The organism is Microbispora cellulosiformans (assembly GCF_008728085.1).
In the GTDB taxonomy this organism is placed as follows: domain Bacteria; phylum Actinomycetota; class Actinomycetes; order Streptosporangiales; family Streptosporangiaceae; genus Microbispora; species Microbispora amethystogenes.
On sequence record NZ_VYTZ01000025.1, the window covers coordinates 14560 to 37966 of the forward strand.

Genomic DNA, 23407 nt, shown 5'->3' on the forward strand with positions numbered 1-23407 from the left:
ACGCGCGGCAGAGAGGTGTCATGCCCAGGAAGCGCAAGAACCCCAGGAACCTCGGCCTGCTTTTCGAGGCCCATCGCGGAGCGACCGCTCCGGTCTTCGAGCTCAGCAGGCCCTTCGACCTGCACCCCGAGGGAGGGACGACCTACCGCGTCGGCCGGCTGGCCGATCTCGTGGAGCGGACCTCGGCCGCGTTGCACGCCGCCGGAGTGCGGGCCTCGGACAGGGTGGCGATCTGCAAGGCCAACCACTTCGATGTGGTGCTCCTCGCCGCGGCGGCCGCCCGGATCGGCGCGCTGCCCGCGATGATCTCCGACACCGTGCCGCCGGAGGCGCTGCGGACCCTGCTCGGGCGACTGGAAGCCAAGGTGCTGGTCGTGGGCGACCAGGTGCTCGCCGGCGCGACCCGTGAGGGCGTCGCACTCGACGACGGCGTCCGCCTGCTGACCGTGGGTTCCGGCGACGCGCCGGCGGGCGCCCCGCCCAGGCTCGCCGACCTCATGGACGGTCCCGTCCCCCCGGCCCGGCCGGTGGCGGACGACGAACCGATGATCTGCACCCACACCTCCGGGACGACGGGTGTGCCCAAGCTGGTCGTCCACTCCGCGAACACGCTCGGCGGCGTGATCACCAGACTCGAGACGATGCGCATCCCCTACCTGTCGACCCGGCCCGACGACACGATCGCCGCCTGCATCGCGTTCGTCCACGGCCGCAGCGCCGTCTGGGCCTTCGCGCAGCTCGGCCTGCCGCCGGCGAAGGCCGTCGTGCTCGCCGACTCCGACCCCGACAGCGTGATCGCCACCCTGCGCGAGCACCCGCCGACCACGCTGGAGGCCTGTCCCAACATCTTCCAGCGCTGGGAGGCGCTGCCCCGCGAGCACCCGGAGCTGTTCTCCCGGATCCGCGCATACCTCAACACGTTCGACCTCGTCCACCCGCGGACCGTACGGAGCTTCCTCAACGCCTCGCCGCGACGTGGCGTGGTCTGGGGGCAGAGCTGGGGGCAGAGTGAGACCGGCCCGGTGACCCTCGGGATCTACACCAGGCGCTCGGTGCGCAGGTCCGGCGTCAGCGCGGTGACCAGCGACGTGGGGCGCCCCATTCCCCTGGTCACCAAGGTGCGGGTGGTGGATCCGAAGACGCGGCGCCCGGTCCGGCGCGGGCAACAGGGCATCGTGCTCGTCCGCACGAAGGGACGCTGCCTCACCTATCTGGGCGAGGCGGACCGGCACGCGGAGAAGAACTGGGACGGGTACTGGAACACCGGTGACATCGGCGTCCACACCCGGATGGGGAAAATCATCCTGATCGACCGCGAGGTCGACTCGCTGCCGAACATGAGCGGCATCGAGGTCGAGAGCCTGCTCCTCGACCGGCTTCCGCAGGCGACCGAGGTGATCGTGCTCGGGGTCCCCGGGCGCGAACCGGTGCCGATCATCAGCACGGTCTCGGGGGAACTGGATCCCGGCACCTGGGCCCGGGTCACCGGGGACCTGCCGCCGATGGAGCAACCCAAGGTGATCGCGTGGGAGGAATTCCCACGCACCGGGACGTGGAAGGTCCGGCGTCCGGAGCTGAGACGGCGGCTGCTCCACAGCTCGGAGACGTTCGGCACGGGCGCCTGGACCTGAGGGACACCGGCCCTCTCAGCATCGCGGGAAGGAGTGGTTCGACGATGTCCGCTCTGCGTTTTCCGGACGTCTCGGCGATAGATCTGTCGGACGTCGGCTTCTGGAAGCTGCCGTACGAGGAACGCGACGCGGCCTTCGCGTTGCTTCGCGAGCAGGACGATCCGGTGTTCTTCAAGGAGCTGCGGTTCCCGCTGCTGAAGAGCGGGGAGGGCTACTACGCGCTCACGCGGCACGCCGACGTCGTCGAGGCGAGCAGAACCCCCGAGGTCTTCAGCAACGAGCCCTGCGCCAACACGATCGTCGACATGCCGGGATACATGGCGCGGTACTTCGGCTCGATGATCAACATGGACGACCCCAGGCACGCGCGGCTCCGGCGCATCGTGTCGCGGAGTTTCACCCCCCGCAAGCTCGCCGAGCTGGACGGCTACATCTCGGACACGGCACGGGAGATCGTGGAGCGCGTCGAGGGAGACGGGTGCCGTGATTTCGTGACGCAGGTGGCGGCGCGGTTGCCGGTTCGCGTGATCTGCCGGCTGATGGGGATCGCCGAGGACCGGCACGAGGAGATTCTCGCCCAGACGAACATCATCCTCGCCGGATACGATCCCGAGTACCTGGGCGGCCCGGTGGATCTCTCGCTGCTCTCGACGGTCCGCATGCTGGGCCGCTGGTACGTGGCCGGCAGGCGGTTGCACCGGCTCGCGTCGGACCTCGGCCGGCGGCGCCGCAAGGCGCCGACCGGCGACCTCACGTCGCTGCTGGTCCACGCCAACATCGACGGAGAGCGCCTGACCAGCCAGGAACTGGGTTCCTTCTTCATCCTGCTCGTCGTGGCCGGCGCCGAGACCACCAGGACCGCGATCGCTCACGGGCTGAAACTCCTCACCGACCACCCGGACCAGCGGAAGCTGCTCCTGTCGGATTTCGACCGGTACATCTCCGGCGCCGTGGAGGAGATCATCCGCTATTCGTCACCGGTCATCCAGTTCCGCCGTACCGTGACCCGGGATCACGTGATGAACGGACACCGGTTCCGCAAGGGGGACAAGGTGCTCCTCTTCTATCCCTCGGCCAACAGGGACGCCGAGGTGTTCGAGAATCCCGACAGGTTCGACATCACGCGAACCCCCAATCCGCACGTGGGTTTCGGAGGGCACGGGCCGCACTACTGCCTGGGGACCAACCTGGCGAAGCAGGAGATCAAGGTGATGCTCCGTGAGCTTCTGCGCCGGTACCCGGACATCCGCAGTGTGGGTGAGCCCGACCGGCTCTGGTCGAACTTCGTGAACGGCGTCAAGCACCTGAGTTTCGAGATCTCCTGATGGAGCGGCGGGGAGGCGGTCAAGCGTTGACCGGCAGGCTAATGGGCGAGCGGGCGATCGTCCTCGGTGGTGGCATCGCGGGGCTGTGCGCCGCCCACGTGCTCTCACGGTTCTTCGGCGAGGTGACGCTCGTGGAGCGGGACAGGTATCCGGACGGCCCGGTCTGGCGTCGCGGCGTTCCGCACGGCGGCCACGCGCACAACCTGTTCCAGTCGGGGCTGGCGGCCCTGGAGCGGTTGTACCCCGGCATCGAGCGGGAACTCGTGGCCCAGGGAATGCGGCGGGTCCGGATGCCCGAGGACGTCCTGCTCCTCACCCCGGGCGGATGGATGCCCCGTTTCCGGGGTCGTCACGTGATGCTGGCGGGGAGCAGGGCGCTGCTCGACTGGGTGGTGCGGACACGTCTGGAGCAGGCGGGCCGGGTGCGCATCCGTGAGGCCGCCGAGGCGACGGGCCTGTGCGCGGAAGACGGCAGGACGACCGGAGTGCTCGTCCGGGAACGGAACGCGGAGAACGACAGCTGGGGCGAGCCCGCCCAGATGCCCGCCGATCTCGTCGTCGACGCCACCGGGCGTCACTCACGAGCCCCGAAGTGGCTCGAAAGACTGGGATGCGGCGCCCCGGAGGAGACCGTCATCGATTCCAGGACGGTCTACGCGACCTGTGTCTTCGAACGGCCGGAACTCCACGACGGCGGCTGGGAAAGCGTACTCATCCAGGCGACCGGCGACTCCCCCCAGGCGGGAATCCTGATCCCGCTCGAGAACGGCAGGTGGCTCGTCTCCCTGGCGCTGGTGGGCGGGCGCCCGGCCCCCGCGGACGTCGAGGAGTTTCGCGCGGCCGCGGCGACTCTGCGCAGCCCCGTCATCTCGGACGCCGTCAAGGGCGCGGAGCCGCTCACACCGGTGAGCTCCTACGGGGTCACGGAGAACAGACGGCGGCGTTTCGACACCATGCCCCGTCTGCCCCGGCGCTTCGTCCCCCTCGGGGACTCCGCGGGATACCTCAATCCCTCCTACAGCCAGGGTGTCTCCGTGGCGGTCCGCACCGCGCTGGCCCTGGAGACGGCGCTGAGCGAGGAGCGGTCGATCGACGAGGCGGTGACCTCCCTGCGCCGGAAGGCGGCCGAGATCTTCGAGCCGGCGTGGAAGATGTCGGTCGGCTCCGATCTCAGGTGGCTGGGGCCCATGAAGCTGCCGCTGCGTAACCGCCTGCTCGCGTGGTACATGCAGCGACTGCTGGAGGTCGCCGCGAGGGACAGGCGGACGGCGCTGGCGTTGCTGGACGCCCTGCACATGACCGGTCCGGGATCCGCGCTCTTCCGACCGCTCGTCGCCTTCGCCGTGCTGCGCGGCGGGCGGGGCGACGACCTCGTCCCTCCGGAAAGACGATGAGCCCTTCTCCCGCGCCGAACGGATGACATCTGCGGCCTCCGAGGAGGATCGCCGTACAAGCCAGGAGGACAGCATGACTGACCATGCCGAACTGCTCGATCGCGCGCGGCGCATGGTGCCGGCCCTCAGGGAGCGTGCCACCGAGGCCGAACAGCGGCGCGAACTACCCGAGGAGACCCTGAAGGAACTGCTGGCCGCGGAGTTCCACCGAATCTTGTTGCCGCGGCGGTACGGCGGCTGTGAACTGGGCCTGGAGACCGCTTTCGCGGTGAGCCGCGAACTGGCCCACGGCTGCACGTCCACCGCCTGGGTCTCGACGATCTACACGATCCACAACTGGATGATCGCGATGCTGCCGGAGAGGGCGCAGGACGAGGTCTTCGGCGCGGGCGACCCGGTGCTGCCGGCTGGCACACTGGCTCCGACGGGCACCGCGAGACAGGTGGACGGCGGTTACGTGCTGAACGGACGCTGGCGCTGGGGCAGCGGGATCCAGCACGGCACGCACGCGCTCGTCGCGGCCCAGATCGAGATCGGTGTGGACGTCATCGAGCGGCGGATGTTCCTCGTGGACGCGGCCGACCTGGTGGTCCACGACGTGTGGTTCACCAGCGGCATGTGCGCCACCGGCAGCAACGACATCGAAGCGCGGCAGCTGTTCGTACCCGACTGGCGGACGATGCCGACGGCCGGGCTGCTGAGCGGCGAGACGGCGGGGACGGAGCTGCACGACCTGCCCGCCTACCGGATGCCGGCGATCCCGGCGGTCGCGCTCTCGGCCGCGGGCCCCTCCCTGGGTACGGCCGAGGGAATGCTGGCCTCGTTCGAGGAACTCATGCGCAATCGGCGCCTCGCCTACAGCGGAGCACGCTACGCCGAGGCCGTCGGGGCGCAGCTGCGGCTCGGCCGGGCTACCGCCGAGCTCCAGGCCGCCCGTCTGCTGTTCGACGAGACCGTGCGCTGGGTGGACTCGACGTACGGGCGTGGAGCCTCGCTCGACCTGGACGGGCGGGCCCGCTGCCGCCTCATCGCCGCCCACGTCACGGACGCGGCCGCCTCCGTGGTGAACCTCCTCGTCGAGGCGGCGGGGGCGAGCTCCCAGTTCCTCCACTCTCCCTTCCAGCGAGCCCAGCGGGACGTCAACACGATCAAGAGCCACATCGTCTGCGACGTCGACGGGGCCCGCGAACTGTTCGGGAAGGTCCGGATGGGACAGCCGCTCGCACCGGGAACCCTGGTCTAGGTGTACTCCACGATCAGACCGCGCGGGTGCGGAGCTCAGGGCCTTCGGGGAGGCTGGACGGTTCCAAAGCCTGAGACGTCTTCCAGTTCTCGCGCGATTCTCAGAAGCAGACCTTCGCGGCCGTGCGCTGCGACGATCTGCAGACCGACCGGTGTCCCGTCGGCCGCCAGCCCCGCGGGAGCGCTGAGGGCCGGATGTCCGGACAGATTGAACGCCCACGTCAAGGCCACGGCGAAGGCGTCGCCCGGCCCTTCGTGGCCGTGCGGAGCGATCGGTGTGGTCGGTGTGCACAGGAGGTCGGCGAAGCGGAAGACTTCCGCCAAGGCGTCATCGTTCGTCTGCCGCGCAGGATGCCGCCTGCCGTTCGACGCGGCCCTCCAGGCGGGCTCCGGGTCGGCGAGCACCACGGGGTGATCACACCAATCGATCACACGGGCGACACGGAGGCGTTCGGCGGCCGCACGTGCGATGCCGGCCTGCTCGGGATCGACGGTGGCGAACCCGAGCGTGCTCGACCACGCCGCCCGGACGGGGCCATGGCCGTTCTCCAACTCCGAGCCGTTCAGCACGGACGCATGCAGCAAGGCGTCGCGAGAGGTGCGGACGATCGCCCCGTCAACGGCGAGCGCCTTCGTGTGGTTGGTGGGTTTGAGCCCGATGGCCCCGCACCACGCCGCCGGGATGCGCAGGGAACCCGCCCCGTCGCTGCCCGTGGCCAGGGGGACGACGCCACTCGCCACGGCGGCTCCGGAACCCGCGGACGATCCGCCCGGAGTCCGGTCGAGACGCCAGGGGTTGAGGGTGAGGCCGCGGTCGGTGATCCCCCAGGTCTGCCAGTCCCGGGTGGGCAGCGGCACCGAGGTCAGTCCGAGGACGACACACCCCGCGTGGCGCAGCCGGCGTGTCTGCGGTGCTTCGCCGCGCTGCCATGCCTTGACCCCGATAGGGACGCCGGCCATGCGGAGGCGGTCTCCCCGAGCGACCGCGCGATCCACTTCTCGGGCGGACTCCATCGCCCGCTCGGGCCAAACCTCCTGGAAGGCTCGCAGGCATCCGTCCACCTCGGTGAGCTGGTCGAGCGCGGCGCCGACGACTTCGACCGCCGACGCCTCCCGCCGCGTCACGAGATCCGCGATGGCTGTGGCGTCGAGGTCCGGGAAGGACGTCATCCGCCGCCACCCTGGGCTCCGCCCTCTGACGCGCCCTCCGCGCCGAGCAGATCACGCGGGGACTCGAGCAGTCCCTTGAGAGCGCCGAGAAACTGGATCACCTCCCGGCCGTTGACTCGCCGATGGTCGTAACTGATTCCCACGTCGACGACGCTTCGGTGACCGACCTCGCCGCTCGCGTCGAGATGGAGCTCACGACGGATGCCGGGAAGCGACAGGGCGCAGGTCTGGCCGGGGAACACCAGCGGCTGCGCGACGACCACGTCCGGGTCGGTGTGGAGAGTGACGGTGATGTTGCCCCCTTGCAGGTCTCCCTCACTGAACTGGCCGTGCAGCGCCGTGTCGCGGTACGCGGTGACAGCCTCGATGATCTGCGCGATGGTCAGTCCGTCGGCGTCCTTGACGACCGGGATGTACAGCCCCTTGCCGACGTCGACGGTGACCCCGACGCATGCGCCGGCGGCTTCGGCCAATGTCCCCTCGCCGACGTCGGAGGCGAAGAACAGCGGGAAGTCGCGGTGCAGGGCAGCGATGGCCGTGATCACGAACTCGGGCAGCCCGACCAGGCAGCGCATCCGCCTGGTGAGCGTCCGCGCCTCGGCGAGGACCGCGTCGACCGTCACACGCATCGCGGTGAAGGCGGTCGGGATGGTGCTGTGCGACGTCGTGACGGTCCGGGCCACAGCCGCCTGCACAGGGCTCCGCGCGTGCAGGCGCGTCCCCTGTCCGGTCGTCGCGAGCTTCCGGACGTCGGCCTCCCGGACCAGCTTCTTGCCCAGGCCACGCACCTGTTCGGGGGTGACCTTGAGCTGCTCCATGAGCACACGGGCCGGTTCCGTGACGATCGGCTCGGCCTCCGCGGGCAGCGGTACGTCGTCCCCCGGCGTCGCCGGGCGCAGGGCCGATTCCGGCTCTCCGTGCCGGGGACCGGGGTCCGGCACGCCCGGCGGCAGGATCCGGCCGATCACGGTGCCGGGGGAAAGCCGCGTTCCCGCGGGAAGCGCCTGCCGGAGCGCTCCCGCCTGTCCGGCGACCAGTTCGTCGACCGCCTTCGATGTCTCGATACTCGCCACAGGCTCGTCCGCCTCGACGTTCGCCCCGTCGTCGGCGAGCCATTCCAGGAGCAGGTACGTGCTGTCGTTGTTGTTCAACTTCGGAATCGTGATGTCACTCACGAAGCGCCTCCATGACCGCAAGCTCTATACGCCTTCCGCTGATGAGCATTCGCTCCTCCAAATGAGCGGCGGAGGGGATGACGCTGTCATCCGAATGTATGGTGACGACCGGCCGGCGGAGACTGTTCCACGCCCGCCGGTGGAGCAGGTTCGCGATTTCGGCTCCCCAGGTGCCGCCGGCCGTGCTCTCTTCCGCGACGAACACCGTGGTGGCGTCGCCGACGGCCGACAGCAGAGCATCGGCGTCAAGCGGGTAGAGCCGTGCCGGAACGACGAGCGTGCACGCGATGTCGTGCTCCAGCAGCAACGTACGCATCGCGTCCAGGGCGCGGTGGGCCACACCCCCGGGGGCGATCAGTGCGCAGTCCGCGTCGCCGGGCCGGTCGACGAAAACCCGCGCGTTGCCGGCGGGGTCGTGGTCGTAGCGGAACAGCTCGTCGACGACGCCACCGCTGAACGACTGCCGCGTGTAGAGAATCTTGTCCTCGAAGAACAAGGCCGGCTCGGCACGGTCGATCATCTCGCGGAAGACGGCCTCGACGTCGTGAAAAGGCGACATCTCATAAATAGACAGCCCGGGGACGCCGATGAAGTGTTTCTGCAGGCTCTGGCTGTGGGTCGCCCCGTAACCCCGGCCTCCCCCGGTCGGGCACCGCACCACGAGGCGGAGTGGCACCCGGTGGCCGTACATCGACACGGACTTGCCGGCGAAGTTGACCAGCTGGTCGAACGCCAGCGCGACGAAGTCCGCGAACATGACCTCGACGATCGCGACGTCGCCGGCCAGGGCCAGCCCGGTCGCGGCTCCCACGATCGCGGACTCGCTGATGGGGGTGGTCACGACCCGCTCTCCGAAGCGCGTCGACAACCCCTTGGTCACCTTGAAAGCACCGCCGTAGGGGTCGGCGATGTCCTCACCCAGCAGGTAGACGTGTGGGTCCTCGAGCAGGGAGTGAAGAGCGCGGTTCAGCTGCTCGGCGAGCCTCATGGTTCGGGGACCTCCGCCATCGGCCGCCCGGTCACTTCTTCGACGACCTGCGCGACGCGCTCCCGGACGTGGTCGTCCCACTCAGCGAAGTGACCCGGGTGCTCCGCCGCGTAGAGCCGGTACCAGTCGTGGCTCAGAACACGTTCCAGTTCGCCCGGAGGCCGGGTGTCATCCCCCTTGCTGTGCGCGGCGACCCTGTGGGTGACGAATTCGACGACCAGGGGTCCCCGCCCGAGGCGGACTTCCCGGATGAGCGGTGCCAGCTCGGCGCGGATACGGTTGACGTCGAGCGATTCGGTCCGATGTCGCCGCAGGCCGAACGCCCGGGCACGGCCGGCGATGGTCCCCGCCATGTGTCTGGCGGTCGGAGTCGACTGAGCGATGCCGTTGTTCTCCACCGCCACGAGGAGCGGCACCCGCCACAGCGCCGCCATGTTGAGCGCTTCGTACACGGCTCCCTCCCCCCAGGTGCCGTCGCCTATGTACGCGCAAGTGAGCGCGCCTTCCTCCTGCGTCTTCAGGTGCAGCGAGGTCCCGACCGCGACGGGCAGGCTCTGGCCTTGAACGCCGGTGGAGAGGTAACGGCCGCGGCGGATGTGCTGGCTTCCGCCCACTCCGTTGCAGACGGCGCCCGCACGCCCCATCACTTCCGCCAGCAGATCGTGGGGATCGCCGAAGCGAGCGAGATAGTGGCCGTGCCCCCGGTGGTTGCTGAAGACGAAGTCCCGCTCGGAGAGCAGCGGCCGCAACGCCACCGGCACGTATTCCTGCCCGATGCACGTATGCGTCGTGCCGTTCAGCTGGCCGCGCCCGAACAGGTCCAGCAGGGCCTGCTCGAAGTGCCGGATCAGCAGCAGCATCCTCAGATCGCCGTCGGCGAGCCGGGACAGCCGTCCGGCCTCCGGAGACGAAACCGCGTCCGCGACGGACGCCTCACGCCGCGTGGTCATCCGCGCCGCTCCTGCGCCTCCGCCTTCAGCCGCTGTTTGTCGAGCTTGCCTGAGCTGATGAACGGCAGCTCGTCGCGCATGGTGATCTTCTGCGGGACGTACTCGGCGGGCAGCGAAGCGCGTACGTGCTCACGCAGCGCGTCCGGCGTGACCACGCTGCCGGCCTTCGGAACGATCGCCGCGTGGACGTGCTCGACGCTATCTTCGTCGACGACTCCGTAAACGGCGGCCTGCGCCACATCCGGGTGCCCGAGCAGGGCGTTCTCCACGGCGTTGGGATAGACCTTCACGCCGTTGTACTTGATCACGTGGGAGAGCCGGTCCACCAGGTGGATGAAACCACGCTCGTCGAAGCGGCCCAGATCGCCGGTGTGGAAGAAGCCACCCCGCAGTGCGCGCGCCGTGAGGTCCGGGTCGTTCCAGTATCCGTTGAGCATTCCGGGCGACTGAAGGCAGATCTCGCCGATCTCCCCGACCGGGAGGTCGTCGTCGGTGTCCGGGTCGCGTACGACGACCCGGGTCCCCGGGGAGGGCCGTCCGGAGGTGCCCAGCAAGGAGGAGTCGAGGTGGTCCTCCCGCGACATCGTCCCGATCTCCCAGGTCTCCGTGGTCCCGTAGGTCTGAACGAAGACCGGGCCGAAGACCTTCAGCCCCTGGGCCAGCCGGTCGGGTGCGGCGGGCGTTCCCCCGTACAGGATGAGATTGAGGCTGGAGATGTCGGCCGAGGCGAGCTTCGGGTGGTCGAGCACCTGGTATATCTGCGGGGCGGCCCAGAAGACCCGGGTGATCCGGTGTTCGGCGATGGCGTCCAGGACCGCTTCGGGCTGGAAGTCCTCGTGTAGGAAGAGCATGCCGCCCGTCGACAACGCGGCGTCCGCCATGGGGCCGACCGTGTGACTGAGCGGCGTTGTCACGAGCATGCGCGGCTCGTCGGTCATGTCGACCGTCGTGGAAACTGCGTGCAGCCACGCCCGGAAGGACCGGCAGATGCCTTTCGGCCGGCCCGTGGAGCCGCTCGTGTACGTGATGATCGCCAATGCCTCCGGGTCTACCGGCGGCCAGTCCACGGGGTCGCCGCCGGCTTCGGCGGACAGGTCGGCGATGTCGGCGCCGAGCCCGGAGAAGGCCGCCAGCCTCGGCGCGGGGTCAAGCCGCCGGACGAATCCTCGGGCGCGTTCGGCGTTCGGCCCGTCGGTGACGATCAGCGCGCAGCCCGTCTCCCGCGCCATCCCCAGCTGGGATTCCTCGCTGATATGGCGGCGGGAGGTGACCGCGTTGGTCGACCGCAGGTGGAAGACGGCGGCCCCGAGGAGATTCGCCGCGTACCTCGCGGCGAGCATGTCGGGACTGTTGGACTCGGTGAGAACGGCGACGGTGGCGCCGGCGCCGACACCGTACCCGAGCATGGCCCGCCCGGCGGACTCGATCTTCGTGCGCAGCTCGCCGGCAGTGATCACGTCGCCGCGCCACCACAGGACCGGCCTGTCCGGTTCCGTCGACAGCGCGTTGAGGATCCGTGCGGCGTAGTGGTCGTTGTCACTCACGGGACTCGTCCTCGGTTCTGGAAGGGCGTCCGGCGATATCGGGAAGCGCGACCGCCACTGCGTGCCGGTGTTCCGTCAGCAGGTAGGCGGCGAGAGCGGAGAGCGTCCGGTGCTCGTACAGCACCGTCATCGTCAGTGCGAGGCCAAGGCCTTGGTTGATCTCACCGGACAGGCGCGCGAGCAGGACGGAGTCGAATCCGTATTCGTTCATGTCGACGTTCCCGGCGAGCTCGTCCGGGCGAGCTTTGATCACTGCGGCGGCCGTGCCGCGCAGGTAGTCAGCGAGCCGGTCCGCCAGGCGCGCCGGCTCCCGGTCGTCGTCCCTGCCCGCCGCGGCGCGGCCGGCCGCGACCGCGGAGTCGTAGTGGAAGACGCCCGGGATCTCCACCCAGTGACGCGCGTCGGCGAACGGATAGGTGGGAAGGGGGACGCGACGGCCTCGTTGTCCCGGCGGCGGTTCGTACCGCGACAGGTCCGCCCCGCGACACCAGCGCCGGGCCAGCTCGGCCAGGGGCTCGTTCCCTGTCGCCTGCTCGGCCCCGCCGCCCGCCGTGCCGGTGTACACGCCGGCGGCGTCCGCCGAACCTCCGCCGGCCACGAGTTCCAGTGCGTGCGCGAGCTCGCGATGGGACCGTGCGACGAACGCGGCGCGCTCGGCGAACTCCTCACGTCCGGTCCGGAGGGTCTCGGCCACGTCGCGCAGTTCCCTCCTCTCCGCGGCCAGCCACTTTCCGAGGCGTGCCGCGTACTCCCGCAGAGCCTGCGGAGTACGGGCGGAAAGCAGGAACAACTGCGCACCCGCAGTGCTGTGCCGGCGAGGCTCCACCGGCGGCTCCGCGAACTCCTCCACCACGACATGGGCGTTCACCCCGCCCAGCCCGAACGAGCTGATCCCCGCTCGACGGGGGATGTCAGGTGCGACGCGCGGCCACTCGGCGAGCCGGTCGGGAACGTAGAACGAACCACCCGCGAAGTCGATGAAAGGGTTCGCGGGGTCGGCGTACAAGGACGTGGCCAGCTGTTTGTGACGGAACTGGAGCATCACCTTGACCAGGCCCGCCGCTCCGGCGGCCGCTTCGAGATGCCCGATATTCGGTTTCACGCTCCCCACGGCTCGCGCTCCGGAGTCGAGCGGGCCCAGCGCGCGGCTCAACCCGCGGATCTCGATCGGATCGCCGAGCGGCGTGCCGGTTCCGTGCGCCTCGACATAGCCGATCGTGGCCGCCGGGACGCCCGCCCGCTCGATCGCACGGGCGACGACGGCGGATTGCGCCTCCGGACTGGGCACCGTGAATCCGTTGGTGCGTCCCTCGGCGCCGGTCCAGCTCCCCCGGATCACCCCGTGGACGGGGTCGCCGTCCGCGACCGCCCGCTCCAGGGGTTTGAGGATGAAGGCCGCCACCCCCTCGCCGAGGACGATCCCATCCGCGTCGCGACCGAACGTAGAGCACCTACCGGTCCGTGACAGCGTCTCCATGGTGGCGTATTGGATGTGACGGGCCGGGTGTGCGAGAACGTTGACCCCGCCCACGATCGCCGTCGAGATCGAGCCGGCGAGCAGGGCCTCGCAGGCGAGGTGCACGGCGACGAGCGAACTCGAGCACGCTGTGTCGACCGTGAGACTCGGCCCGTGCAGGTCCAGGAAGTATGAGACTCGGTTGGCGATCTGGTAGTTGCCCGCGTACGGGAACGGGCAGGCGCCGGCCAGTGCCCCCTGCGCGCTGAGAACGCCGTAGTCACTGTTCATCGCGCCTACGTAGACGCCCACGTCGCGGCCGATGCTCTGCCGGGTATGGCCGCCGTCCTGCAACGCCTCGTAAACCGTCTCCAGGAAGATTCGCTGCTGTGGGTCCATCTGCTCCGCCTCGCCTGGCGAGATGCGGAAGAAGAAGGAATCGAAACGGTCGACGTCGCTGAGGAGCGCGGCCCATCGGGAGTAGGTGGTTCCGCTCTGTCCCTCACCGGCGGATATGTAACGCCGGTGCTCCCAGCGCTCGTCGCTCAGCTCTCGGACGGCGCTTCGGCCCGCGGCGAGCAGGTCCCACAGCGCGTGCACATCGGCCGCGCCTGGGAAGCGACCCGCCATCCCGACAACGGCGATCGCGTTTTCGGGGAGCGCGGCGGGCGCTGCCGGGGCACGCCGCGCCGGGGGCGTGATCGAGGGCGCCTCCTTCACGGCCTGGTCCCGCGGCGGCCGGGGCCGCGCTTTCCCCGCGGCGAGGCCCGCGAGGGCGGGACGGTGCTCGTCGGCCAGATACCGGGCGATGCCGGCGAGGTCGGGCTGCTCGAAGAAGAGCGTCACCGGCAGCGGGCCCAGACTTCCCTCCAGCTCGACAAGAATGTTGATCATCTCGGCGGAGCTGAGGCCCAGATCGATGAGGAGAGTCGTGGGCGGCATCGCCCCGCCAAGCCGCGGAGCCTTCCTGGCGATGGCTTCGCGCACCAGATCGGCGGCCGTCGCCAGCAGGTCCTCACGGGAGTCCTCTCCGGCGGGCCGGTCGGGTGGGGCCGCACGAGTCGCCTCGATCAGCCCGGTCAGAACCGCGCCGGGGCCGATCTCCTCGTAGTGGGGACGCTCCAGTCCCTCCAGATAGCGCACCGTGTCGACCCAGCGCACGGGCTCGACAAGCTGGCGGACCAGCAGGCTCGGCAACTCGCCCGTCTGGTACGGACGCGCGGTGACATTGGCGACGACCGGGATCTCCGGGCCGCGGAAATCCACCGAGCGCAGGAATTCGCCCAGTTCCTCGGCGGCCTCCGCCATGCACGGGGAGTGCGGCGCCGTGGTGGGCGAGACCCAGAACACCGCGGTGGCGTCCGGACGGAGGAGCTCCGCGGCGGCTCGGATACTTTCCTCCGGGCCACTCAGTGCGGTCTGCTCGGGTGAGTTGAGGCAGGCGAAGGTCACCTCGTTCAAGCCCGCCTCATCCAGCCGTGCCCGGATGCGCTCCGGCGCGATACCGATCACCGAGACCATGCTCCCGGTCGGCCGGTTGTTCATCAGTTGCGCTCGCCTTGCCACAACGCGCAGCCCGGTGCCGAAATCCATGGCTCCGGCGGCGAACAGGGCCGTGTACTCACCGAGGCTGTGCCCGGCCACGATGTCGGGCCGCCCTCCGGGTCTCTCGACGCGCTCCAGGTATTCGAGCGCGCTGACCGTGTAGACAGCCGGCTGCGCGAAGCGGTTGTCGGCGAGGCGATCGGTAGGACCGCCGAGACAGAGTTCCTCGATGGAATATCCCAGTATCGAGTCGGCCTCGGCGACGAGCTCGGGAAACCGCGAGAACAGGCCAGAACCGATGCCCACGTGTTGTGAGCCGTGTCCCGGAAACACATAGATGGTCGTCATAGCGCACTTTCGGGATCGGGTCTCACTGCGTGGCCGACGCAGCCTGCTTCCGTTCGATGAAATCAGCGATCGACCTGACCGTCCGGAAGTTGTCGATTCGCAGGTCCTCGCTCAGCACCTCCAGGCCGAACGTCTTCTCCACCCAGGTCAGGATGTTGACAGAGAAGATCGAGCTGACATAACCCTGCTCGAAGATGTCGGTATCGATGCTCTCGGGAGCATGGCCCGCATGCCTGCCGATGAAGTCATTGATCCGTTCGACGAGGGCGTCCACGTCCACCAGTCCCCTCCTAGAGACATCACGCGTAGTTGTGAAAACCGCGGCCGCTCTTCTCGCCGAGCAGTCCCGCGTAGACCATCTTCCGGAGCAGTGGGCTGGGCCGGTACTTGCTGTCGTTGAAGCTCTCATAGAGCACTTCGAGTGACAGCAGGACCGTGTCGAGACCGATCAGATCCGCGGTCTGCAGGGGACCCATCTTGTGCCCGAAGCACTCCTTGAAAAGACGGTCGATCTCGTCGGGGCGAGCGACGTCCTCGGAGAGCAGGAAAATCGCTTCGTTGATGGTCAGCATGAGGACCCGGTTGGTGACGAACCCGGGCGAGTCGTTGACGACCAGACTGTCCTTGCCCAGACGGGCGATCAGCCCACGTGTGGCTTCGAGTGTCTCCGCGGTGGTGTGGACGCCGCGGACAACCTCGACCAGCGGTTTGAGTGGTGCGGGATTCATGAAGTGCACGCCGACGACATTCCCCGGCCGGCCGGTCAGCCCGGCCAGTCTTGTGATGGATATCGCGGAGGTGTTGACGGCGAAGATGCAGTCGTCCGGGCAGATGCCGTCGAGGGCTTCGTATATGGGCCGCTTGACATCGAAACTCTCCGTCGCGTTCTCGACCACGAAGCCCGTGTCCTTGAAGGACTCCAGGTCGGTGGTGAACGTGATCCTGGAGAGGATCTCCTCGGGCGATACCGGCTTCTCGTCCGGCCGGATCAGGCAGTAGAACCGCGCGTTCCGTTCGATCAGTTCCCGGGCGCGTTCGATCGCCGGCGCCGAGATGTCGTGCAGGGTGACGTCGAAGCCGTTCTCCGCGAAGAGGTGGGCGACGCCGACGCCCATGGTCCCCGCGCCGACCACGCCGATGTTGCTTCCCGAGTCATTCACACCCGCGCCCTTTCGTGATGTTCCCGGACCGGCCGCGGCCAGCCCTTCGGTGCCACGCCGTGCTGACAAAGGAACGCGTAGGCGAGGCGCTCCAGGCCGAAGCCCGCACAGCCGGTGTAGGCAGGAATTCCGTCGACGTGCCGGATGTCGAAGGAGTCCGTGAACAGACGTTCGTGAAAATTGAAGGATCCGGCGGCCACCGTCCGGTCCGAGGCGACGGGAAGCCGCAGCTCGTACTTGAGCGCGAGCATACGTTGGGAGATGGTCTGCGGAGAGGTCTCGGAACCACTGAAGAACAAGTCGTTCGCCAGCTCGCAGGTCCCCGCCATACCAAGCTCGGTGAGCAGTTCGAAGACCTTGTTCATGAGCGTCTCACGACACGTGAGAACATGGTCGCGATCCCCCAGGAACACCACTTCCCTGATCGTGAAGTCCCACAGACGCTCCAGCGAGCGACGATAGCGGGATTCGAAGCGGAACGACTTCCCACGCGCGGTCACCACCATGCTCGGGACGGCCTTCCCGCTCCACTGGTGGTAGGTGTGAAAGCACATGGTGGGCGGCAGGCAATAGTCTGAGTTGTCGCAGAACCGAAGCGGGTCGCGAACACCGTCCGCGGATTCTCTCTCCTCGTTCAGGAAAGCGGAATACGTGTCCACGTCGCCGTGCAGGCGCGTGACGAACATCAGGAACTGGGGAAACGACGAGAGGTAGCCGGCGCGCCGGAGCGTGTCCACCGACAGGAGGGTCGGGTACCGGTACTCCCGGCCGGACAGCCGTCTTCGTACGATCTCCCGCAGCCGGCCGTCGAGGTAGTCCATCAGGGTCAGGAAACCCTGGTCCAGACAGAACTGACCCTCGCCCAGTTCCGCCACGGCCCCGGACTCGACGAGTTCCTCGAACACGTCAGGCCTGGGGTGGGCCGGATGAGACGACCGCCAGACCTGACCGGCGGGGACCGTCCGCATGTCGCGGAGCTGGCCTTCGACGAGCCGCCGGAGCTTGCGGCCGAGCTCGCTCTCGTCGACCGGCGTCCCCGTCACCAGCGTGACCTCGCTGATGCCTTCGTCGCCGACCGACAGCGAGAAATCGTTGATCGCCTCGTCGACGAAGAAAACGCGCGAGCGCAGGTCCTCCTCCCGTTCGGCGGGCAACGCCTCGTCCAGGGCCACTCGATATCGATACATCATCAACCCGTTTCGTCACCGGCTGCGATCCCCAGCATTCCGGCGATGAGCTTCCGTTGGATCTCGGAGGTTCCGCCGTAGATCGGTCCGCACAGCGCGTCCCGAACTTCCCGTTCTATGCCGAATTCCGTCAGGTAGCCCCGGGCGCCGTGAATCTGCACGGCGTCCAGCGCGGTATTCAGGTGACTCTCGCTGATGAAGAGCTTCGCGATCGCCGACTCCATCATCGCGAGCCTCCCTGCGTCCTTCAACCACCCGATCTTGTGCAGAATCAGGCGAGCGAGGTCGATTCGGACCTTCATATCGGCGATTTTGCCGCTGATCGAGTCGAAGCCGCCGAGTGTCCTTCCGAACTGCCGCCGAGTGGTCGCATAACGCACACAGTCGTCGAGGATCCGCTCCATCACGCCCACCTGGCTGGCGAACATGAAGGCTCGTTCCCATTCGATCGTCGACGTGAACACGGCGTACCCGTCCCCCTCACCACCCAGCAGGTTGCGGGCGGGAACACGGCAATCGGTGAACACCACCTCACCCATCGGCGTCGTGTGGAGTCCCGCCTTGTTCCACTCCCGGGCCACCCGCACACCGGGCAGATGCGCGGGGACGACGAAAGCGGAAAGCGCCTGCTGCCGCGCCCCTTCAAGGGCCGTCCGGGCGAGCACCACGAAGACGTCGGCGACGGGCGCATTGCTGATGAACGTCTTCGTGCCGTTCAGAACATAGTGGTCGCCGGCGCGTTCCGCCCGTGTTGTTATCGACAGGACGTCCGACCCCGTTCCGGGCTCGGTCAGTGCGTGCGCGCCTATCCAGCGCCCATCGCACATGGGCGGCAGATAGGTTTCACACAACTCTGGTGTGCCGTGCTCGACCAAATAGATCGCACAAGCCCACAGATGGTTGTTGACGGCGAAGACCAGGCCGTTGTCACGACAGGCGTAGCCCAGCGCGTCCAGGGCGAGGATCGTCGACAGCGGATCGAGACCACTCCCTCCGTACTTCTTCGGCACCGGCCAGCCGAGCACGCCGAACCGGGCACATCTGAGCCAGCCTTCCCGATTGAACGGCGTCGCGGGCCCATCTCCCGAGTTCTCGAAGTTCAGCTCGCGCTGACCGAAGTCCCGCACGGCCTGGCATAGCCGTCGCTGCGCCGGCGTCTGAGCAAAGTCCATGCTTTATACTTCAATTCTGGAGTATCGCGGATTTGCACTGGAAAACCGGATCCGTTGAAAGACGGTCCAAAGCTAGGTCATGGGCGATGCGGTGTCCAGGTTGCGTGGTCGGCCATTGGTCCGGGGCGGGCCGGAATTCACGATCAGAAGCCCGTCACGGCCGCCGCCGCGACCGGAATCATCCCTCCGCGCCCACCGAACGCCGGTCCAGCTCATTGGCGATGATTTCGCAGTTCTGCGCGAGCGAACGGGAGAGCTCGGCCACGAGGACGGCGCTGTGCGGCGGGAGCCGGTCGAGGCGGCCGGAAAGCTCGTCGACGCTGAAGATGATCTCGTTGAGCAGCCTCAGCACCCCTCGCCCGGCGTCGCTGAACCGTAGCGAAGGGTCCCTGCTCAGACGGCTGAGCAGCGCCCTGGTCGGCCGGGGAGGCTGTTTGCGCGCGTTCCGGCCCTCGGCGGGCGCACCGCCGTCCCGCAGTGTGAGCGAGACGGTGCCGGATCCGCGTCGTCCTATGGGCACGGGGTCCTGGCCCTTGGCGAGCCGTCGCCGCACGTCCTGGGCCGTCGCGGGCGAGATGCCCGCCCTTCTCGCGATATCGCGCAGTGGCGCGTCCGGTTCCTCGCGCATGAGCCGGCTCGCGGTCCTGCGTCCCTCGACCGTGTTCAGCGGCCGCACGCGTCCGTCCCGGCTGAGCCGGATGTTCGACTGTTCATTTCGCGCAGTCGAACGCTTCCGGATCCGGCCGACGGTGCCGGCGGCGACCCCCGCCGCCCGCGCGATGGCGCGGTCCGACCACATCGGATAGAACTCAAGGATGCGGGTCGCCGCCGCGACGCGGTCGGCCCGTGTCAGCGGCAGCCCGTGCTCGGCGTTCGCGTGGACGGCGAGCACGAAGGCCGAGGCCGCGTCTCCGTCGAACACGTGCGCATCGATCTCCCGCTCCCCTCTGAGCTTCGCGGCGCTGACGCGATGGGCCCCGTCGACGACTCGCATCGTCGGACGGTGCACCAGGACGGGCGGCGGCCGCAGCTCCGCCTCGGCCAGCAGTCGTACGTGCTCGCGATCCGGGCCGGCCAGGCGGATCGTCTCGTCGCACACCAGATCCGCGATGGAGAACTTCGTTATCGGTAACCGTTCTATGCATACGTCTTCCAAAATCGGCGGCAGATTGTCTGGATGCCGTCCGTCCCTCCGGCCTCGGCCGGCGCACCCGGACGCCGGCGGCGTGCTGCGCCGATCCGGCGAGACCTCTGGCTCGTGGCCGGCCAATCCCTGCCCTCCTGCCACGGGAACCTCCAAGCGGCAAAATCTGGCGCGGCCCCGTCCGCTGCCAGGCAACGACACGAAATAGTGACAATCACTTAACAAATAGTCAACTTAACGGTAGGAACATTCGGCCGGAACACCTGTTTTCCGTCATCCATATCCACGCGGCCACCCCGACCGAAAAAGTCACCGAGCGCAGAGACGAAGTAGCGGGAGGTAAATTTCCCGAGCGAAATTCCAGCGCGCGTTCTTACCGTGAATATGGGAGACGGCGGCTGCATCCGACCGGCAAGCGCCCCTGAGTGCCTTCACCTCTGAATCGGCTCCCGGAACGGCCGGGCACTTCCCTGAAAGACCTGGTACGAGGACGGCACGTTCCCTTCGCCGACTCCTGGCACTCCTCTTTGCCGGTCGCAGCGCCTACCTCGCCAATAGATACCCGCACCTGTCAATACGCACCGCAGCCGGGCCCGCGACTATGCGCAGAGTTTCTTGTCGCCGACGCATCCGGCCATCTACTCTAAGCACGCCCGAGCGCAGGATCTGTCGGCTGTCAGTAATTTGAAGTTAAGTGCTTCGGGTGTGCGACGGCAGCATCTGTGGTCATGGCGGCGCCGCCCCCGTCAAACGAATGGCCTGATCCCCTACGGCCAAGGGAGAACCCCTCGCCGGCGTCGTCGCGGAGACCGAAGGTTCCCTCGAAAGGATCCGAGGTGCGAACGCTTCTGATCGACAACTACGATTCCTACTCTTACAACCTCTTCCAGCTCATCGCGGAGGTGAACGGCAAGGAACCCACGGTCCTCACCAACGACCCTCCACCGGGAACGGAGCCGGATCTCGAAGAGTTCGACAACATCGTCATATCTCCAGGTCCAGGCCGCCCGACCCGGGTTCGCGACTTCGGCATCTCGGCTTCCGTCATCGCCGACGCCTGCATACCGGTGCTGGGGGTCTGCCTCGGGCACCAGGGAATCGCCGCCGGTCAGGGCGTTCCCATCGTGCCCGCGCCGGCTGCCAGGCACGGCCACCTGACCCTGGTCACCCACAACGGCGAGGACCTGTTCCGCGGTCTTCCCCAGGAGTTCGTCGCGGTCCGCTATCACTCGCTGTGCGTCCCCGAACCGCTGCCACCAGAGTTGGAGGCCACCGCGTGGGCGGAGGACGGCGTGGTCATGGCGCTGGCTCACCGTACCCGCCCGCTCTGGGGCGTGCAGTTCCACCCCGAGTCCGTGGCCACCCAGTTCGGGCGGGAACTGCTGGCCAACTTCCGGGCCCTCACCGTCCACCGCCGGGGCCGTAACGGACGCCCCGGGCTCGCCCGGCACACCACTCAGGCGGCCCGCACCGGGGTCAGCGGGCAGACCACGCGTGGCGCCGCGCCGAGCGCGGCCACCCGTTCGGCCGAGGCCAGGACGGCGCCGCCGGTCGCATACCGGCTCCACGTGCGGGAACTGCCGTACGAGGTGGACGCCGAGAAGGTGTTCGTGATGCTCTTCGGCGGTTCGGACTGGGCCTTCTGGCTGGACAGCGCCTACGTCGACGACGGGATCGCCCGGTTCTCGTTCCTCGGGGACGCCTCCGGTCCGCTCGCCGAGTTGGTCACTTACCAGGTGAACGAGGGCCGGACCGAGATACGGCGAGGCCGTCGGGAGCCCGAGTCCCTGCCCGTGAACGTCTTCGATTACCTGAAGCGGGAACTCACCGCGCGGAGGGTGATCGCGCCCGAGCTGCCGTTCGACTTCACCGGCGGCTACGTCGGCTACTTCGGATACGGGCTCAAGGCCGACTGCGGTTCGCCGAACCGGCACGACGCCGACATGCCGGACGCCGCATGGCTGTTCGCCGACAGGATGGTCGCCATCGACCATGAGAAGGGCGTCACCTACCTGCTCGCGCTGAGCGACGGTGCACCGGCGGACTCGCTGAGCTGGCTGGACGCGACCGCGAACCGCTGCGCCACGATGCGCCGCGCCGGCGGGGGCAGCGACCGGCTGCCTCCCGCCCGCACCTCCTCGCTCTCCCTGGCCGAGCCCTGGCTCGCCCGGGGCCGCACTCGCTACCTGGCCGACATCGCCGCATGCAAACAGCAGTTGCTCGCCGGCGAGAGCTACGAGATCTGCCTGACGGGCCAGGCGCGCCTGCCGGCCGCCTCGGACGGGCTGGACTTCTACCGACGGTTGCGTCGGGTCAATCCCGCGCCGTACGCCGCCTACCTGCGATTCGGCGAGCTGGAGATCGCCTGTTCGTCGCCGGAGCGGTTCCTGCGCGTCGACCGGGAGCGCACGGTCGAGAGCAAGCCGATCAAGGGCACCGTCCCGCGCGGGGTCACCGCCGTGGAAGACGCGCGGCTGCGCGACTCACTCGTCCAGAGCTCCAAGACCCGCGCCGAGAACCTCATGATCGTCGACCTGCTCCGCAACGACCTGGGCCGGGTGTGCGAGGTCGGCAGTGTGCATGTGCCGAAGCTGATGGTCGCCGAGACCTACGCCACCGTCCACCAGCTGGTCTCCACGATCCGGGGCCGGTTGCGCGGTGACGCCGACGTCGTCGACTGCGTCCGGGCCTGCTTCCCCGGCGGCTCGATGACGGGGGCGCCCAAGCTGCGCACACTGGAGATCATCGACTCACTCGAGACGGAGGCCCGCGGCGTCTACTCCGGCGCCATCGGGTTCCTGGGCCTCAACGGCACCGCCGACCTCAACATCGTGATCCGGACCGCCGTACGGGTGAACAGCGAGTGGCGGATCGGCGCGGGCGGCGCGATCGTCCTGGATTCCGACCCGGTCGAGGAGTACGAGGAGATGCTTCTGAAGGCCGCGGCGACCCTGCGCGCCCTGCCCGCGGACGAAACCCCCGCGGACGACGAAGCGCACTCCGCCTGACTACGCCGCCTGACTTCGCCGCCTGGTTTCTGTGCCGATCCCGCGCGACACATCGGGAGCGAGCACGTGGGCAAGCGAGGGCCGACCGTCCTCCGGAACCCAAGCGCCCCCTGACCGCGCGCCGGACGCGCACTGCATTCGCTTCGACCGAAACCGTCCGAAGGAAAGATCGTGCTACCGCGTACCGAGATCGACGGGCGACCGCCCACGGCCGACGAGCTTCTCGCCCCTGCCCTTTTCAACTACGGCCACGTAACCGTCATGCAGATCCGCGCGAAGCTGGTACGTGGTCTCGACCTCCATCTCGCCCGGCTGGACTCCGCCAACAGGGAGCTCTTCGGCGAGCCACTCGACCCCGAAAGGGTTCGCCGTCACATCCGGCATGCCCTGCTCGACGACTCCGACGCCACCGTCCGCGTAAGCGTGTTCCGTGGCGCCTCTGTCGCCGTGATGGTGACGGTGCGTCCGCCCGCCGACGCCGCGACCATCCCTCAGAGTCTCAGGACATTCGCCTACCAGCGGCCCGCGCCCCACATCAAGCACACCGGGACGTTCGGGCAGCTCTTCTACCGAGACCTCGCCAGGCGTGACGGCTTCGACGACGCGCTGCTCCTCACCTCCTCCGGCCATGTCATCGAAACGAGTATCGCCAACGTCCTGTGCCACGACGGCGATACCTTCGTCTGGCCGAACGCGCCGGCCCTGCCCGGCACCACCATGCGACTCCTCCGCCGCGCCGGCATGCTCGCGGAACGCCGCCCGATCCGCTGCGCCGACCTGCCGTCGTACAGGGCGGTCTTCGTCACCAATTCCCACGGCATCGCCCCGGTCGGCCGCGTCGACGGCCTGGGGATCCCGTTGAACGCCGAAATCACCGAGGTCGTGACCGGCCTGTACGAGTCCATTCCCTGGGAGCCGATCTGATGTGCCGGGAGATGACGCCGACCGACACGGATCCGGTGCACCTG

The 23407-nt window shown here is 68.4% G+C and carries 17 protein-coding genes; 6 read left to right on the forward strand and 11 right to left on the reverse strand.

Going from position 1 to position 23407, the window contains the following annotated elements:
• The first annotated feature begins 20 nt into the window (after positions 1–20).
• The 4 genes from F5972_RS35845 to F5972_RS35860 all read left to right on the forward strand — a co-directional run bounded on the left by F5972_RS35845 (position 21) and on the right by F5972_RS35860 (position 5593).
• Positions 21–1631, forward strand: coding sequence for a class I adenylate-forming enzyme family protein (locus F5972_RS35845; RefSeq protein ID WP_150940455.1), 1611 nt, complete (start codon positions 21–23; stop codon positions 1629–1631).
• 44 nt (positions 1632–1675) lie between these two features.
• Entirely contained in the window at positions 1676–2956 is a 1281-nt protein-coding gene (locus tag F5972_RS35850; RefSeq protein WP_150940457.1) for a cytochrome P450, read from the forward strand.
• A gap of 26 nt (positions 2957–2982) precedes the next feature.
• On the forward strand, positions 2983–4350 hold the full coding sequence (locus F5972_RS35855; RefSeq protein ID WP_191910484.1) for an NAD(P)/FAD-dependent oxidoreductase: 1368 nt from the start codon (positions 2983–2985) through the stop codon (positions 4348–4350).
• 73 nt (positions 4351–4423) lie between these two features.
• The gene (locus F5972_RS35860) at positions 4424–5593 is read left to right on the forward strand and encodes an acyl-CoA dehydrogenase family protein (RefSeq protein WP_191910485.1); all 1170 of its coding nucleotides are present in this window, start codon (positions 4424–4426) and stop codon (positions 5591–5593) included.
• A 35-nt stretch (positions 5594–5628) separates the two neighbouring features.
• On the opposite strand, the gene F5972_RS35865 is transcribed toward F5972_RS35860, so the two are convergent.
• From F5972_RS35865 to F5972_RS35915, 11 genes are all read right to left on the reverse strand, one after another.
• Positions 5629–6762 (reverse strand): amidase, encoded by a 1134-nt coding sequence (locus F5972_RS35865; protein WP_150940463.1) that lies wholly within the window; start codon positions 6760–6762, stop codon positions 5629–5631.
• Positions 6759–7937, reverse strand: coding sequence for a 2-oxo acid dehydrogenase subunit E2 (locus F5972_RS35870; protein WP_191910486.1), 1179 nt, complete (start codon positions 7935–7937; stop codon positions 6759–6761). Before F5972_RS35870 ends, F5972_RS35865 begins: the two co-directional genes overlap by 4 nt.
• Positions 7930–8925: an alpha-ketoacid dehydrogenase subunit beta gene (locus F5972_RS35875; protein ID WP_150940467.1), complete on the reverse strand. Its 996-nt coding sequence runs from the start codon at positions 8923–8925 to the stop codon at positions 7930–7932. Before F5972_RS35875 ends, F5972_RS35870 begins: the two co-directional genes overlap by 8 nt.
• The gene (locus F5972_RS35880; protein WP_150940469.1) at positions 8922–9875 is read right to left on the reverse strand and encodes a thiamine pyrophosphate-dependent dehydrogenase E1 component subunit alpha; all 954 of its coding nucleotides are present in this window, start codon (positions 9873–9875) and stop codon (positions 8922–8924) included. Before F5972_RS35880 ends, F5972_RS35875 begins: the two co-directional genes overlap by 4 nt.
• The gene (locus F5972_RS35885; RefSeq protein ID WP_150940471.1) at positions 9872–11419 is read right to left on the reverse strand and encodes an AMP-binding protein; all 1548 of its coding nucleotides are present in this window, start codon (positions 11417–11419) and stop codon (positions 9872–9874) included. Before F5972_RS35885 ends, F5972_RS35880 begins: the two co-directional genes overlap by 4 nt.
• Positions 11412–14768 (reverse strand): type I polyketide synthase, encoded by a 3357-nt coding sequence (locus F5972_RS35890; RefSeq protein WP_150940473.1) that lies wholly within the window; start codon positions 14766–14768, stop codon positions 11412–11414. Before F5972_RS35890 ends, F5972_RS35885 begins: the two co-directional genes overlap by 8 nt.
• Positions 14769–14790: 22 nt before the next feature.
• The gene (locus F5972_RS35895; RefSeq protein ID WP_191910488.1) at positions 14791–15048 is read right to left on the reverse strand and encodes an acyl carrier protein; all 258 of its coding nucleotides are present in this window, start codon (positions 15046–15048) and stop codon (positions 14791–14793) included.
• Between the two features lie 19 nt (positions 15049–15067).
• Positions 15068–15928, reverse strand: a complete 861-nt coding sequence (locus tag F5972_RS35900) for a 3-hydroxyacyl-CoA dehydrogenase family protein (RefSeq protein WP_225312201.1) — start codon at positions 15926–15928, stop codon at positions 15068–15070.
• Positions 15925–17100 (reverse strand): class-II aminoacyl-tRNA synthetase family protein, encoded by a 1176-nt coding sequence (locus F5972_RS35905; protein WP_150940477.1) that lies wholly within the window; start codon positions 17098–17100, stop codon positions 15925–15927. Before F5972_RS35905 ends, F5972_RS35900 begins: the two co-directional genes overlap by 4 nt.
• A gap of 17 nt (positions 17101–17117) precedes the next feature.
• Positions 17118–18287, reverse strand: coding sequence for an acyl-CoA dehydrogenase family protein (locus tag F5972_RS35910; protein ID WP_150940479.1), 1170 nt, complete (start codon positions 18285–18287; stop codon positions 17118–17120).
• A gap of 178 nt (positions 18288–18465) precedes the next feature.
• On the reverse strand, positions 18466–19386 hold the full coding sequence (locus F5972_RS35915; RefSeq protein ID WP_225312202.1) for a ParB N-terminal domain-containing protein: 921 nt from the start codon (positions 19384–19386) through the stop codon (positions 18466–18468).
• Between the two features lie 881 nt (positions 19387–20267).
• Here F5972_RS35915 and pabB point away from each other — a divergent pair.
• Positions 20268–22439: an aminodeoxychorismate synthase component I gene (gene pabB, locus F5972_RS35920; protein WP_150940481.1), complete on the forward strand. Its 2172-nt coding sequence runs from the start codon at positions 20268–20270 to the stop codon at positions 22437–22439.
• Between the two features lie 171 nt (positions 22440–22610).
• Positions 22611–23363, forward strand: coding sequence for an aminotransferase class IV (locus F5972_RS35925; RefSeq protein ID WP_225312203.1), 753 nt, complete (start codon positions 22611–22613; stop codon positions 23361–23363).
• Positions 23364–23407 lie beyond the last annotated feature (44 nt).

What these genes read in the sequence shown, in the direction of transcription:
- F5972_RS35860 (WP_191910485.1), top strand. Translation starts at nt 4,424, where the DNA reads ATGACTGACCATGCCGAACTGCTCGATCGCGCGCGGCGCATGGTGCCG.
- F5972_RS35875 (WP_150940467.1), bottom strand. Translation starts at nt 8,925, where the DNA reads ATGAGGCTCGCCGAGCAGCTGAACCGCGCTCTTCACTCCCTGCTCGAG.
- F5972_RS35890 (WP_150940473.1), bottom strand. Translation starts at nt 14,768, where the DNA reads ATGACGACCATCTATGTGTTTCCGGGACACGGCTCACAACACGTGGGC.
- F5972_RS35865 (WP_150940463.1), bottom strand. Translation starts at nt 6,762, where the DNA reads ATGACGTCCTTCCCGGACCTCGACGCCACAGCCATCGCGGATCTCGTG.
- F5972_RS35845 (WP_150940455.1), top strand. Translation starts at nt 21, where the DNA reads ATGCCCAGGAAGCGCAAGAACCCCAGGAACCTCGGCCTGCTTTTCGAG.
- F5972_RS35910 (WP_150940479.1), bottom strand. Translation starts at nt 18,287, where the DNA reads ATGGACTTTGCTCAGACGCCGGCGCAGCGACGGCTATGCCAGGCCGTG.
- F5972_RS35880 (WP_150940469.1), bottom strand. Translation starts at nt 9,875, where the DNA reads ATGACCACGCGGCGTGAGGCGTCCGTCGCGGACGCGGTTTCGTCTCCG.
- F5972_RS35850 (WP_150940457.1), top strand. Translation starts at nt 1,676, where the DNA reads ATGTCCGCTCTGCGTTTTCCGGACGTCTCGGCGATAGATCTGTCGGAC.